Below are 13,511 nucleotides of genomic sequence, written 5' to 3' on the forward strand. Positions count from 1 at the left end.
TGATGTTCATTTTTAAGTTTCATCTACTTGCAATAATGCAAGCTTCAAAATATATTATTTGTTAGCAGGCGTATTCATTACTTTCATCTGTGGGCAGTTCTCTTTTAAGAGTGAAATGAATTTTTCTTCTTCTTGTGGTACGAAAGTGGTCACTGAGTCAAATAAATTATAATTAATTTCTAATTGTTGCCTAGTCCATTTTTTTGAACGAAGTTTTTTGCCAGAGTACTTAATATGGCGAATGTCTTTAAATGGGATTTCAGTACGAAGTATGAAACCGTGTTTTACAACAAGAGATGATTCCGTTACGTTGTAGTGAGAGAAATAGAATGAAGAAAGGTTCACGATATTTAATAGCATCATGAGAGTGAAAAAAATAGAATTTTCATTTTGGAAGAATAACGAAACGAAAAAAATAATTATAAATAATGTAATGAAAATGACGTGGAATGGATTTTTTTTCGCTTTAAACTTCAAGTTAGTCACCTCGGTATACTTGTTCTTTAACTAAATTAAATCATAACATTGTGATAAAACGTGTGAATATGCAGAATTGCATATTCACACGTTTTATTATTCATGTAAAATTTCTTGATGGGATAAATTCAAAAGAAGTTTTGTAATAGTGGAGTGGCATGAAGTGACTTACAAGAATAGAAAGATAGCGTTAGTCATAATTAGTTGTATGATGATTATGAGTAGTTGTGCTAATAAATTTGTTGAAGATAGAAATCGAAAGCATACATTTGTACAAGCAAGTAAGGTTTTAGTAGAGACTGTAAATAGAATATATAAAAAGTAAAGGATGTTTTCTTATACGAAAACATCTTTTTTGTAGTTAAAATTGAATACTGAAGTTTTGGAATTAGTGAATACCAGTTCCATATTCACTAATCGCATATGTATTCTGTGCAATTTGTTTAACGGTAAACTAAGGGTCTTGAAGAATATTTATGTTCTATTTCACATCCTATAAAATGAATTTGTATAAACATATTCGCTTTTCTTTGTATTAAACCCTTTTGTTAGATGTTTTTATAAAAGTTTATAAAATGGGTAAACGAAACATTGAAATGTTTGTTTGCGTTGTGATAAGATGGTGAAGTGTTAATAAACGTTATGTTGATTTGTTTGGTTTTAAGTAAACATTTTAAAGGAGTGTTTAGTATGAGTGATATTTCAGAGAAGTTTTGGGATGCGTCAATAGAGGAATTAAAGAAAGGGTATGTGTTTGATGAAGAAAAAGAGGAGTACATTTGCTTAGCTTGTGGTGAAACATTTATTAAAGGTGTTATTTATCAAGATAACCAAATTTTGTATGAAGCAGAGAAGTTCGTCCAATTGCATATTCAAAATGAGCATACGTCTATGTTTGATTATTTGTTAAATATGGATAAGAAATTTACTGGTTTAACGGATTTACAAAAGAAAATGGTTCAGTTTTTCCATATGGGACTGAATGATAAAGAAATTGTAAAAGAAATGGATGGCGGAAGTACATCAACAATTCGTAATCATCGATTTACACTGCGAGAGAAAATGAAGCAAGCAAAAGTATTTTTAGCGCTAATGGAATTATCAGAAGAAAAATCAAAAGTACAAACGAAATTTGTGCCAATTCATAGAACAGCAACGATGGTGGATGATCGATACAATATTACGGAAGAAGAAAATGATGAAGTATTAAAAGCTCATTTTACAGAAGGATTAGATGGACCTCTCTCTAAATTTCCGAAGAAACAAAAGCGTAAATTAATTATATTGCGCCATTTAGTGAAGAAGTTTGATAGTAATAAAAAGTATACTGAAAAAGAAGTAAATACAGTGATAGAAAATGTATACCCTGATTTTGTAACATTAAGAAGATATTTAATCGAATATGGATTTTTAGATCGAACAGCCGATGGAAGTCAATATTGGGTGAAGTTATAATTATACGAAAAGAAAATGAATAGAAGCACAGTATTATAACAACTATAAAAAGAGATAGAGATTGAAAATAGATGTTTAATAAAAGGAGAAATGAAATTTGAAACCACCTGCAGATAACAATAAAGAAGGTGCGGAGTCACATAAGTTGGAAAGTGAGAGTAAACCGATTTGGAAATCGATGTCGATGTTTTTAGTACCGTTATTATTAAGTAATGTACTACAATCAGTTGGACAATTATTTGGTATGGTAGTAGTAGGAAGATGGCTTGGAGTTAATGATTTAGCGGCTATATCAGCATTCTTCCCATTATTTTTCTTGCTCGTTTCATTTGTAATTGGTATCGGTTCAGGAAGCTCTATTTTAATTGGTCAGGCGTTTGGTGCTAAAAACGAAGATCGTTTAAAAGCTATCGTTGGTACGACGTTGACGTTTACCTTTATTATTGGAGTTGTGTTGGCGATAATAGGCAGTATTTTTGCGATGGATATTATGCGTCTAATGGGAACGCCAGAAAATATTATTGAAATAAGTGTACATTATGCACGGATTTTATTTATATCGATGCCAGTATTATTTTTATATTTCGCATATACAACATTTATGAGAGGTACAGGAGATTCTAAAACGCCATTTTACTTTTTAATTGTAAGTACAGCGCTAAATATGATTTTATTACCAGTTCTTATTTTTGGATGGTTAGGAGCTCCGAAATTAGATGTGTATGGAGCGGCCTATGCATCTGTTATATCTACAGTTATTACGTTTATTGTCATGCTTGTGTATTTAAAGAAGAAAAATCACCCATTACAACTAGATGGCACGGTTAGAAAATACCTTCGAATGGATGGGGAGTTATTAAAGCTATTGCTAAGGCTCGGTATACCAGCAAGTATAAATATGATATTAGTATCATTATCTGAGATTGCCGTAATCGCATTTGTAAATCGTTACGGTTCGGATGCAACAGCTGCTTACGGCGTTGTGAATCAAGTTGCAAGTTATGTACAAATGCCAGCAGTTAGCCTTGGTATTACAGTTTCCATTTTTGCGGCACAATCGATTGGTGCGAATCAATTTGATCGATTGCAGAAAGTTGTGAAGGCTGGAATTATTATGAACTACGTCATCGGTGGTGTGTTAATATCTCTTATTTACTTATTCTCAAGAGACATCTTATCACTATTTTTAACGAGTCAAACTACAATTGAAATTGCTCATAGCTTAGTTATGATTACTTTATGGAGTTATTTAATTTTCGGTCATGCACAAATTATTAGTGCGACAATGCGAGCGAGCGGTACAGTACTTTGGCCAACTGTTATTGGAGTTGTTTCAATTTGGCTTGTAGAAGTACCCGTAGCATATTATCTTTCTTACCATACAAGTCTTGGAATAGAAGGCATCTGGATCGGGTATCCAGCAGCATTTATTGTCAGCTTAATATTACAGTATGCATATTATAAGCTTTCATGGCAAAAGAAACGAATTACACGATTAGTTAGTTAAATAGAAAAAATGTCCCTAAGTTATTAGACTTAGGGACATTTTTTCGTAAGTGCAGGTTTACAAATAGCTTTTTAAAGTGATATCAAAATGTTGTCTAATGAGTGTTTTATCACTCATATAAAACTCCCACGCTTTTTCCGGTTCACCGATAATCTCAAAGGATTCTTCTGTAATATATAAAGCGCAATTATCCTCGAGTGCAATTCCTTCTATATTCCCTTGATGATTTTGTAAAAAGGAATGGAAGGCGTTCATTCTGTTTAATTGATTATAATGTGGACAAAATCTTTTATTAACAATCCCCCATCCGTTACTTTCTATATAACCAGAACCTTCATAATCTGATCGGATACTAGACGTGAACCAACACATAGCACCAGCGCTATAACCAGCAATAAGTGTTCCTTGTTGCAGAGCCAATAATAATTTTTCATCGAGTCTATGTTCTTTCCATTGCGTAAGCATGTGAATATAGTTCCCGCCACCTAGATAAATTAAATCGGCTGAATGAATCATCTCGTCTATTTCATACTTAGAAGGTGAATCTGTTGTAGTACGTAAAATTTGTACTTCACAATGTAATTGTTTTTCAAACGTGTCTAAAAATAATTTTATATAGCTTTCATCATCATGACTAGCCGTTGGAATAAACAATATTTTTGGGTACTGTTTATTTGTTAATTCTATAAGGCGTTCATTAATAGGCAAGTGATTTGAATCTTGTAAATCACCGCCACCAATGACAGCTAATTTCATAGTAAAGCACCACCTAATCATTTTTGTTATATAAAAATTCGATAGAAGAGAGTTACATTCCTTCCGTAATGTAATCAATAATTAGAAAATATAGCTTAAGTATATCGGAATAGTAAAGAAACTACTGACTATATATACCAATGCATTAGAAACCATTCATTGATATATAATATTTCATACTAATGTTTCAAAATATGGAAAAAATATGTTTAAATAGATATAATGACGCATTCGTTCATATTGAATTTATACTTATATTTTAAAAGGGTATCGGAAATAATAGCGATTTTCTAAAACAGTTTTTACTTTTAATAGGAAGTTGTATTACAATATGGTAAAATTATTTCAATATATTTATTTAATATGAAATACAAAGAAGGAGCGTGAAAAAAGTGGATTTTCGATTTGAATTTACAACGAAGCTGAAAGAATACTTAGACGATGAGAAGGATGAAAAAATAATAAAAGATGGACATAGAGATGTAATTTTTCACTATTTATATGCGTTAGAGACTGAAATTGGCGTTGTTAAAAATCCTAATTTTACTTTTTTTGCATCAGGAAGACGTTCACATATAGTGTTAGAAAACGTTGAATTTAAAACAGAAGTGAATGTGAAAAGTAATATAATCGAAATTGTAAAAATAGTGGATAATGTAGTTATTCCGTTAGATACTATCGTAGCGAAAGATCGGGAATTATTTGCCCTTGGGCGTAATGAGAAGTTTAGTGTACAAATATTAGAGCAGTACCTTTTTGATACATTTGGAGAAAAATTAGGTTTAAAATGAATGGAATAGCCTATGTATTTATAGGTAGTTAATTTTCGTATATATCATTTACGTTTGACCTTTCATTTAATTTATACTACAATTCGTAGTGTGAAAGGAGTTGTACAATGTTTACTCAAAACTATAAGTTAAATGAGCACGGGTTAAATCATTTCTTTGGACCGCTTGAAGCAAAAATTATGGAGATTGTTTGGTCTAGCGATGGTATTACGATTAAAGAAGTGCAGCAGAAATTAAGTGAAGAATCACCTGTGAATTTTAACACTGTTATGACAGTTATGAACAGGTTAGTAGAGAAATTACACTTAGAAAAACAGACTGTGAAAAGAAGTGGCATATATCGTGCTGTACAAACGAAAGAAGAATTCTTATCCAATCAAACGAAGAAAATGACACAGGAATTGATGGGGGAATTTGGAGATTTAGTTGTAAATCATATGTTAGATGAGTTAGAGCAGGCTGATCCGACTTTAATAAAAAAGTTAGAAGACAAATTGAGTCAGTTAAAAAAAGAGGATTAATGAAATGAAATGGCAAATGCGTAAAATCGTATTGTTAGCAGTAATTGTTAGTACCCTCTTTTTCAGCTTGTTACTGTATTACGTTACATATCCATTTCTGTTTCAAAATAAGATGTTCCTTCTTTCAAAATTTTGCTTGTTCCAGTTAGAAAAACATATGAAAGAATTATCGCTGATTCGTATAATAATCGCTGGATTATTATTACTTACTGTATTAATCGTGTGCAAAAGAATTTGGCGACAATTTTTCTATAGTAAAAAATTACAAAAAGTACTTATCCCTTTCATCCGAAAAGGAAAACAAATATATATATTGCCGACTACGGAAGTTGCGGCATTTACAATTGGGCTATTTCGTCCGAAAGTTGTCATGTCAGAAGGGATGCTTCAAACATTTTCAGATGAAGAAATGGATGCAATTATTTTCCATGAAGAATATCATCAAAAGAATTGGGATCCGCTAAAATTATTTTGTTTTACGCTATTAGCAGAAGGAATGATGTACATACCAATATTAAAAGGGTTGTTACAGCGATATCATACGTATCAGGAACTAGCTGCTGATAAATATGCGATGCAAAAAATGGAATCCTCACTTGAGTTAGGTAGCGCGTTATTAAAATTAATTAAAATAAAGACAATGGAAAATCGATGTGTTACAGCTTTATTTGCAAAAACAGCAATAAATTTACGAATCGAGCAAGTGTTAAATGAAAAGGTTGTTAAGCTTACTATCCCGTTACATACGAATTCGGTATATGTAACAGTAGGTTTATTCTGTATGTCGGTTGTACTTATTGTCGGAGAGTGCATATAGCCTCTTTTTTTTAGAATAAACACTACTCATTGTAGTGTTTCAGGGGGAATAAAATGAATGCAGCAGATTTAACAATTTGGCTTGTGGCTGGGGCAGGAGTATTGTCATTTATATCACCGTGCTCTTTACCGCTATATCCATCTTATTTATCTTATATTACAGGTGTGTCTATTCAAGATTTAAAAGAAAATCGTGGGATTATGCAAAAATCAGCGATTATACATACAGTATTTTTTATGATCGGATTTTCGGTTATATTTTACGCGTTAGGTTTATCGGTAAGTTGGGTTGGAATAACATTTTCATCTAACCAAAAATTGATTCAACAAATTGGTGGGATTTTTATTGTTTTAATGGGGCTATTTATGACGGGCTTGTTTCAGCCTAAGTGGCTTATGGCAGAGAAAAAGGTGCAGTATAGAAGTAAATCGACTGGATTTATTCGCTCGATTTTAGTCGGTATGACATATGCAGCGGGTTGGACGCCATGTGTTGGACCGATATTTTCAGCTGTACTCATGCTTGGCGCGACGAATCCTGAAGGGGCACTTCTTTATATTACAGCGTATACTCTTGGGTTTGCGGTTCCATTTTTCGTGATGGCGTTCTTTATTGGGAAGGTAAAATGGATTGTTACATATGCCAATGTCATGATGAAAATTGGCGGTGGAATGATGATTGTAACGGGTATTTTATTGTATACAAATCAAATGACGAAAATTACAGCATTCTTTATTCGTCTATTCGGTGGATTTACGGGTTTTTAAAAATGAGGAGGAAGAAAAGTGAAGAAAATAATTGCTATTATATTAGTAGGGGCACTCGTTTGGGCGGGGGTTAACTTTTATAATTCAAAGAAAGAAGAGAAGGAAAGAAAAGCGAAACAAGCAGAGTTACAGGAGAAAGAAGTATTACCACAAGTCGGTTTTAAAGCACCTAGCATCACATTAAAAGGATTAGACGGAAAGTTGCAGTCGTTAAATGATGCTAAGGGAAAACCATATATTATTAATTTTTGGGCATCATGGTGTGGGCCGTGTGAAATGGAGGCACCTGATTTAGTTCATATGTATGATAAATATAAAAAGGATGTTGAAATTTTTGCGGTGAATGCAACTGTTAGTGACCCAGTACAAGAAGCAAGCGCATTTGCTAATCGCTATGGGTTTGAGTTTCCTGTTCTATTAGATATGGACGGAGTAGCTGGACTAGATTATAAAGTATTCTCCTTACCGACGACATTTTTTGTTAATAAAGATGGAATTATAGTAGATCATGTACGAGGTGTATTACCACCAGATCAATTAGAAAAGAAATTTAAGAAATTGATTGAGAATTAAAAGGAGATTTCGTGACGATGGAGTGGATCGTGAGGTTACAACCCATATCTCTTATAATTGGAAGTCTATTTGGATTTGTGTTGATGAAACGAAAGATGAAGTATCAAAATGTATCATATGAAAAAATGATGGATGCCGTAACAAATGCTTTTCTTATCATCGTATTTGTATGGAAGTTTGCACCAGCAATTTTAAATCCTGTATGGGCTTTTGGGGCACCAGTGCAAGCAATATTAGCTATTGGAAGTATGCAACATATTGTAGTAGGATGCGTGATTGCGAGTGTATACATTGTTTGGAAAAGTAAAAAGGAGCAATTTTCGCTTCGTATTTTACTTGATGCATTGCCTTTTGGTCTGTGTGTGAGTATTATCTTTTATTTTCTATTACATCATGAAGTAGGTGCACAAACGACACTACCATGGGGAATGAAAATATATGAATCTAAACTTTTATATCACCCTATTTTCGTATATGAGATCAGCCTTGCTCTTTGTATAATGGGCTTGTTATGGATGAAAAATGAAAGGCTCGGAAATGGAAAGAATATAAGTGTTTTTCTAATTATTGAGGGGTTTGCTCATATTATTATTTCGTTTGTTAGTGAACAAAATTCGGTTCTGTTTGGTCTATCAGCAGAGCAAATAATGAGCTTTTGTATTATTAGTTTAGGGATTTTGTTGGTGCCGAAAAAATAAAAGATAGCCATGTACAGAGAGTATCTGTATGGCTATCTTTTATAAGCCTATTTCTTCATCATATGCTAAATCATTATATTGTAGAAATCTAAAAACCCCTTTATTAGGGGTTTTTAGATTTCTATAGGTCTGCATGTGTTTCTTGTTTATCTGTATCCCATTTTGGAAGTTGTTTTGCTTGTTGACTTTCAGTAAAATTATTAAATCCAAAAGCAAGTATGCATGTAAAGGTTAAAATAGCTAAACTAATCTTTTTCATTATCTTAGTGCCTCCTTAGTTAATAATTTTTGTTTTGCTTCGTAAGTTTTGAAAAAATATTTTTGAGATTTCTCTATTTTATTCACTTTATGAAATTCTACTGCTAATAATTCGTAATATTCTTGTACATAATCGTATAATTCTTTACTGTTAAAATATGTAGTGCCTGCAATGATTGCGTTTTCTAAGTCATCTAGAATATCAGTGTGTTGTGTTTTTAAGATAGTGAAATGGTGTTTATATTCTTGATTATTTAATTCATTACAAATTTCTAAGCCTTTTTGAACCCAATTGTTTGCAAGTTCTTTTTCATTTAAACTAAAATGTTCTTTGGCTTGTAGAAAATTGGCTTTTAGGTGTTTAGGTAATTTGTTTGTAACTATTGTAAGATGTCTAATAGCAAGGGTTGATAGATTTTGAGAAGAGTAGAGCCAACCTAAGTTATTTCGAACTTTTAAGATTAGTGTATCGTCTTTCAGCTTTTGTAAAATATTGATTGCTGAATTATAGTTCTCTTCGGCTTGTTCGAATTGTTTTAAATAAACAGAACATGAGCCTAAAATGTTTTCGCATAGAGCTATTTTAATTTCATAACGTGGATATTTTGAGAAAATCTCTTTAGCTTGATTTGCATAATTGATTGCTGTAAGTGGTTTGTTTGTATGGTGATTAAATATAGCAAATTTATATTTATATTCAGCTTCTTCTAGTTCGCCTGGTACATGTTTTAAAAGGGATTCAGCTTTTTCGTATTCTTTTTTTGCTTCATCATAATTTCCAATAATGGTAGCATGTTCAGCTTTAAAAAAATGATAATAATAAGTAATAAAGTCTTCAGTTATTGGATTGTCTAAACGAACAATTTGACTAAAAGTATCATACTTAATGTTTGTCCAATCGGTTAGGACCTTATATTTAAAGTTTAGTAGGGAGTAGTAAAGCGATAGATTTTAATCAGCTTCAATTTTATTAATCTGTTTCTCTATTTTTTCTTTTAATTGTTTCGCTTCAATTAATTGCTCCGCTACCATTACTTGATATAAAATGTTTAATTCGTTGACAATCTGTTCATGCCCTTTTAATAACACACTCATTATATATTCCCCCATTCGATAAAAGTATCCTAATTTAATTATTTCTATAATAGCAAAATAGAAGAAGTATAAGAGTGATTTTACCATATTTTTCAACAAAATTCTGAAAAATTAATTAATTTTTTTCGTATTTCTTATTTTTATGTGAATATTACAAGTGCCTCTGGTAGTGGTGGGATGAATCTGACTCATGATACGTTAGCATCAATGGGAGGGATAGTTTCACTTGTAAATATGTTATTAGGAGGATTGTTCGGATTGGGTCCAACTGTTAAGTTTTTAACAAAAATTTCACTTTCTTATTTAACAAAAACAGGATAATCCTCATTTTATAAGAATCATCCTGTTTTTATTGATATATTAAAAAATCGGCGGAGTAACAGAAAATAAGACAATCGCGTTTTTTTCAAAATGATTCACCCATTTATGCTTTAAATAAGCAGGTATTTTTGCACTGTCGCCAGTTTCTAATACGTATTCTTCCTCATTTAAATATAATGTGATTTTCCCATCTAAGACAAATGCTAATTCTTCTCCTTTATGTTCTAGCACATTTTCTGATGAAGCTGTATTAGGCGGGACGGTCATAATTGCTGTTGCTAAATTTCCAGTGAAATCAGGTGAAAGCATTTCATATGATAAATTATCAATAATCATTTTCTTTCGTTTATGGGAACGTACAATTAAATCGTCTGTATTTGTATCTTCAAGTAAAAAGCTAAATGTTGGCACATCAAGAGCTTTAGCAAGCACTTTTAATGTTTGGATAGAAGGGTTAGCGGACCCGCGCTCAATTTGACTTAACATTGATGGTGTAATATCGGCCATCTTTGCTAGTTCTTTACTAGTTAAACCTTTTTCTTTTCTTTGTTTTTCAATTTTTTTACCAATATCTATATTTTCCATAATGAAAATCTCCTTAATAATTATTAAATTATATTTAAATAAATTAAATTAAAATTAACTTAATTGGATTATTTGTGTTAAACTATATTAAAATTAATTTAATTATAATTTATTGTATGGTGAGCTACAAGGATATAAGGAGGAAACAAAATGAAAGAAATAGGGGCATTACAAGCAGAATATCCATTAGTGAATAAGCTTATTGCAACAGAAGAAGTATTTTGGATAAATCCAAACATAGAAAAGTATGAAACAGCAATAAAAGATTCACCACTTAATGAAGAGAATGTAAAAGATGCGGAAGAGAGATTAAAGCGTTTTGCACCATATATTGCGAAAGTTTTTCCTGAAACGAAAGGGGCGAACGGCATAATTGAATCACCTTTAGTGAAAATACCTTCTATGAAAGAAGCTTTAGAGAGAAAATATGAGCAACCTATTTTAGGAGAATTATTATTAAAATGTGATAGTCATCTTCCAATATCAGGATCAATTAAAGCTAGGGGCGGCATTTATGAAGTGTTGAAACATGCTGAGCAACTAGCATTGCAGCACGGAATGGTAACAGAAGAAGATAATTATTCCGTTTTAGATAGTGATACATGTAGAGAGTTTTTCTCGAAATATTCAATTGCAGTAGGTTCTACAGGGAATTTAGGACTTAGCATAGGGATTATGAGTGCGAATCTAGGTTTTAATGTAACTGTTCATATGTCAGCAGACGCAAAAGAATGGAAGAAAGATTTATTAAGAAGTAAAGGTGTAAACGTTATTGAATATGAAGATGATTATAGCAAAGCAGTAGAAGAAGGAAGAAGACAAGCGGATGCGGATCCTAGCTGTTATTTTGTAGACGATGAAAACTCGCATGATTTATTTTTAGGATACGCAGTAGCCGCATCACGATTACAAAAGCAATTAGAAGAGTTAGAGGTTGTAGTAGATGCAAATCATCCTTTATTTGTTTATCTTCCGTGCGGAGTAGGAGGAGGACCTGGCGGAGTAGCATTCGGTTTAAAGTTATTGTATAAAGATAATGTTCATTGTTACTTTGCAGAGCCAACACATTCTCCTTGTATGTTACTCGGCTTAATGACAGGCCTTCATGACAAAATTTCCGTTCAAGATATCGGAATTGATAATGTAACAGATGCGGATGGACTTGCGGTAGGAAGGCCATCTGGATTTGTCGGTAAAACGATGGAACCATTTTTGAGTGGGAATTACACAGTAAGTGATGAAGAGTTATATAGATTGTTAAAAGAACTAGCTGATACTGAGAATATTTATTTAGAGCCTTCTGCACTAGCAGGTATGATAGGGCCAGTGAAAGTATGCAAAGAAGGTGAGTATTTACAAAAGCAACAGGTAACAGAGAAGGTGAAAAAAGGTACTCATATTGTGTGGGGAACGGGTGGAAGTATGGTTCCAAAAGATGTAATGAATGAGTATTATAGGAAAGGTTTGGAATTAACGGTATAAGAAAAATGAGGCTAGTTGTAGCCTCATTTTTTTATGTACATAAAAATCTTTGTTATTTTCACAATAGTTCTTTATAGTATATATAAAGGATAACTAATATTGAATAAATACAACAAAAAAGCTTTATTTTACATAATAAGAGGATGTGTATACGATGTCATTACAGACTAAATATATAGCGGGTATTTCGCTTGGGGTTATGGGTGTCGGCTTTGCGGCTTCTATCCCTTTTCAAGGAACGGTAGCTGGAGAGATTATACAAGGTGGATTTGAAGCTGGATTGGTTGGTGGACTTGCGGATTGGTTCGCGGTTACAGCTTTATTCCGTCATCCGATGGGAATACCAATTCCGCATACAGCTTTGTTACCTAAAAACCGTAAACGGGTAACGAAAGGACTCATTCATACGCTAGAAAATGAATGGCTGACGAAAGAAAGTATTACGAATAAAGTAAAAGAGATGCAGTTAGCACAAATGGTACTGCAAATTGCTGAGAGAGAAATGCAGTCTGATGCTGTGAAAAAGGGGATTGTAACGATTGCAGAGAAAGCAATTGTTACAATAGATACAGAAAAGTTAGCTGTTATTATTGAAAAAGAATTAAAAACATATTTGCATACAATTAATACAAGTAACATTTTACAAGTGCTTGTTGATCAATTAGTTGTGCAAGAATATGATGAAAAGACACTTGATTACATATTAGTGAAGGTAAAAGATTGGACAGCGCAAGATGAAGCTCGTTACCAGCTCGGTAGCTTAGGTATGAAGGCGATGGAAAATATAAAAGTAGATGGATTCTTGCAGTTTACTTTGAAATCATTTATGAATATTGTAGATGAAGATAAAATTGGCGGCATTTTGCAGAAGTTTATCATTAGTAATATTAACAGCTTACAAGAGGCTGATAATAGCACAAGACAACTTATATTAGCGAAGATTCGTCAAGAAATTATCAATGTAAAAGAAAATGAAGCCTTATTAAAGGAATTAGAAAATTGGAAAGAAAAGTGGATTGCGAATTGGAATGCTACTGACAAAATAAAAGAGATGCTAGAGCAAGTACAACAAAGAGCAGTTGCTTTTGTAAATAATGAAGAATTTGCTGATAAATATGTTATTCCATTTTTACAAAAACAAATGAACAAAATAAAAGAAGACGAGATGATTGTTCAAAAAATAGAAGATTGGTTACAAAAACAAGTTGTTACACTTGTGGAAAAAAACCATTCGAAAATCGGTAAGCTTGTACAAGAAAATCTTGATAAGTTAGATGATAAAACGTTAATCGAAATGATTGAAAATAATGTCGGTAAAGATTTGCAGTGGATCCGAGTGAACGGGGCGGTTTGCGGATTTATGATTGGATTAGTGTTAGAAGGAATTAAAGCGATTATATAAGAAAAA

At 32.4% G+C, this 13,511-nt stretch carries 16 protein-coding genes and 1 pseudogene; 12 read left to right on the plus strand and 5 right to left on the minus strand.

From position 1 onward, the window contains the following. Window positions 1–54 precede the first annotated feature (54 nt). Window positions 55–477, minus strand: coding sequence for a PH domain-containing protein (locus N2V79_RS08855; RefSeq protein ID WP_000669072.1), 423 nt, complete (start codon window positions 475–477; stop codon window positions 55–57). Between the two features lie 163 nt (window positions 478–640). Between N2V79_RS08855 and N2V79_RS08860 the strand changes: the two genes are divergently transcribed. The 3 genes from N2V79_RS08860 to N2V79_RS08870 all read left to right on the plus strand — a co-directional run bounded on the left by N2V79_RS08860 (window position 641) and on the right by N2V79_RS08870 (window position 3,439). Further along, window positions 641–802: a hypothetical protein gene (locus N2V79_RS08860; protein ID WP_000221432.1), complete on the plus strand. Its 162-nt coding sequence runs from the start codon at window positions 641–643 to the stop codon at window positions 800–802. Between the two features lie 365 nt (window positions 803–1,167). Continuing rightward, a complete protein-coding gene (locus N2V79_RS08865) occupies window positions 1,168–1,932 on the plus strand; it encodes a DUF2087 domain-containing protein (protein WP_001280271.1) in 765 nt (254 codons plus the stop codon). A gap of 97 nt (window positions 1,933–2,029) precedes the next feature. After that, window positions 2,030–3,439 carry an MATE family efflux transporter gene (locus N2V79_RS08870; RefSeq protein WP_000804127.1) on the plus strand — a complete coding sequence of 470 codons (1,410 nt, stop codon included), beginning with the start codon at window positions 2,030–2,032 and terminating at the stop codon, window positions 3,437–3,439. Between the two features lie 57 nt (window positions 3,440–3,496). On the opposite strand, the gene N2V79_RS08875 is transcribed toward N2V79_RS08870, so the two are convergent. Beyond that, window positions 3,497–4,195, minus strand: a complete 699-nt coding sequence (locus tag N2V79_RS08875) for a peptidase E (protein WP_000762116.1) — start codon at window positions 4,193–4,195, stop codon at window positions 3,497–3,499. A gap of 392 nt (window positions 4,196–4,587) precedes the next feature. Here N2V79_RS08875 and N2V79_RS08880 point away from each other — a divergent pair, with 392 nt between their 5' ends. From N2V79_RS08880 to N2V79_RS08905, 6 genes are all read left to right on the plus strand, one after another. Continuing rightward, window positions 4,588–4,986, plus strand: coding sequence for a DUF3942 family protein (locus N2V79_RS08880; protein WP_000347529.1), 399 nt, complete (start codon window positions 4,588–4,590; stop codon window positions 4,984–4,986). A 107-nt stretch (window positions 4,987–5,093) separates the two neighbouring features. Continuing rightward, window positions 5,094–5,507, plus strand: a complete 414-nt coding sequence (locus N2V79_RS08885) for a BlaI/MecI/CopY family transcriptional regulator (protein ID WP_000495052.1) — start codon at window positions 5,094–5,096, stop codon at window positions 5,505–5,507. Window positions 5,508–5,511: 4 nt separating this feature from the next. Next, the gene (locus N2V79_RS08890; protein ID WP_065228601.1) at window positions 5,512–6,324 is read left to right on the plus strand and encodes a M56 family metallopeptidase; all 813 of its coding nucleotides are present in this window, start codon (window positions 5,512–5,514) and stop codon (window positions 6,322–6,324) included. Window positions 6,325–6,377: 53 nt separating this feature from the next. After that, window positions 6,378–7,091, plus strand: a complete 714-nt coding sequence (gene ccdA, locus N2V79_RS08895; protein WP_340719782.1) for a cytochrome c-type biogenesis protein CcdA — start codon at window positions 6,378–6,380, stop codon at window positions 7,089–7,091. 18 nt (window positions 7,092–7,109) lie between these two features. Further along, complete coding sequence (locus N2V79_RS08900; protein ID WP_000719879.1) at window positions 7,110–7,664, plus strand: TlpA family protein disulfide reductase; 555 nt, start codon at window positions 7,110–7,112, stop codon at window positions 7,662–7,664. A gap of 17 nt (window positions 7,665–7,681) precedes the next feature. Continuing rightward, window positions 7,682–8,362 carry a prolipoprotein diacylglyceryl transferase family protein gene (locus N2V79_RS08905; protein WP_340719783.1) on the plus strand — a complete coding sequence of 227 codons (681 nt, stop codon included), beginning with the start codon at window positions 7,682–7,684 and terminating at the stop codon, window positions 8,360–8,362. 121 nt (window positions 8,363–8,483) lie between these two features. Here the strand turns inward: N2V79_RS08905 and N2V79_RS08910 are convergent, their stop codons facing one another. Together N2V79_RS08910 and N2V79_RS08915 are read right to left on the minus strand one after the other, a co-directional pair. Next, the gene (locus N2V79_RS08910) at window positions 8,484–8,621 is read right to left on the minus strand and encodes a hypothetical protein (RefSeq protein ID WP_000724012.1); all 138 of its coding nucleotides are present in this window, start codon (window positions 8,619–8,621) and stop codon (window positions 8,484–8,486) included. Further along, window positions 8,621–9,715 (minus strand): annotated as a pseudogene (locus N2V79_RS08915) (response regulator aspartate phosphatase). The gene N2V79_RS08910 and the pseudogene N2V79_RS08915 overlap by 1 nt, the downstream one beginning before the upstream one ends. Before the next feature lie 144 nt (window positions 9,716–9,859). Between N2V79_RS08915 and N2V79_RS08920 the strand changes: the two are divergent. Next, complete coding sequence (locus N2V79_RS08920; protein WP_061660324.1) at window positions 9,860–10,036, plus strand: hypothetical protein; 177 nt, start codon at window positions 9,860–9,862, stop codon at window positions 10,034–10,036. A gap of 39 nt (window positions 10,037–10,075) precedes the next feature. Here N2V79_RS08920 and N2V79_RS08925 read toward each other — a convergent pair whose 3' ends face one another. Beyond that, complete coding sequence (locus tag N2V79_RS08925) at window positions 10,076–10,621, minus strand: helix-turn-helix domain-containing protein (RefSeq protein ID WP_098975786.1); 546 nt, start codon at window positions 10,619–10,621, stop codon at window positions 10,076–10,078. Window positions 10,622–10,771: 150 nt separating this feature from the next. Here N2V79_RS08925 and N2V79_RS08930 point away from each other — a divergent pair, with 150 nt between their 5' ends. Together N2V79_RS08930 and N2V79_RS08935 are read left to right on the plus strand one after the other, a co-directional pair. Further along, window positions 10,772–12,103: a D-serine ammonia-lyase gene (locus N2V79_RS08930; RefSeq protein ID WP_106822459.1), complete on the plus strand. Its 1,332-nt coding sequence runs from the start codon at window positions 10,772–10,774 to the stop codon at window positions 12,101–12,103. A 154-nt stretch (window positions 12,104–12,257) separates the two neighbouring features. Next, a complete protein-coding gene (locus N2V79_RS08935; protein ID WP_340719784.1) occupies window positions 12,258–13,505 on the plus strand; it encodes a DUF445 domain-containing protein in 1,248 nt (415 codons plus the stop codon). The last annotated feature ends 6 nt before the right edge of the window (window positions 13,506–13,511 follow it).

Origin of the sequence: Bacillus sp. CH_70 (assembly GCF_038007045.1) — a bacterium.
Classification (GTDB): Bacteria; Bacillota; Bacilli; order Bacillales; family Bacillaceae_G; genus Bacillus_A; species Bacillus_A cereus.

Bases quoted from the DNA above. Each gene is read 5' to 3' on its own strand.
- N2V79_RS08865 (WP_001280271.1), top strand. From the start codon at position 1,168: ATGAGTGATATTTCAGAGAAGTTTTGGGATGCGTCAATAGAGGAATTA.
- N2V79_RS08875 (WP_000762116.1), bottom strand. From the start codon at position 4,195: ATGAAATTAGCTGTCATTGGTGGCGGTGATTTACAAGATTCAAATCAC.
- N2V79_RS08885 (WP_000495052.1), top strand. From the start codon at position 5,094: ATGTTTACTCAAAACTATAAGTTAAATGAGCACGGGTTAAATCATTTC.
- N2V79_RS08890 (WP_065228601.1), top strand. From the start codon at position 5,512: ATGAAATGGCAAATGCGTAAAATCGTATTGTTAGCAGTAATTGTTAGT.
- ccdA (WP_340719782.1), top strand. From the start codon at position 6,378: ATGAATGCAGCAGATTTAACAATTTGGCTTGTGGCTGGGGCAGGAGTA.
- N2V79_RS08905 (WP_340719783.1), top strand. From the start codon at position 7,682: ATGGAGTGGATCGTGAGGTTACAACCCATATCTCTTATAATTGGAAGT.
- N2V79_RS08910 (WP_000724012.1), bottom strand. From the start codon at position 8,621: ATGAAAAAGATTAGTTTAGCTATTTTAACCTTTACATGCATACTTGCT.
- N2V79_RS08925 (WP_098975786.1), bottom strand. From the start codon at position 10,621: ATGGAAAATATAGATATTGGTAAAAAAATTGAAAAACAAAGAAAAGAA.
- N2V79_RS08930 (WP_106822459.1), top strand. From the start codon at position 10,772: ATGAAAGAAATAGGGGCATTACAAGCAGAATATCCATTAGTGAATAAG.
- N2V79_RS08935 (WP_340719784.1), top strand. From the start codon at position 12,258: ATGTCATTACAGACTAAATATATAGCGGGTATTTCGCTTGGGGTTATG.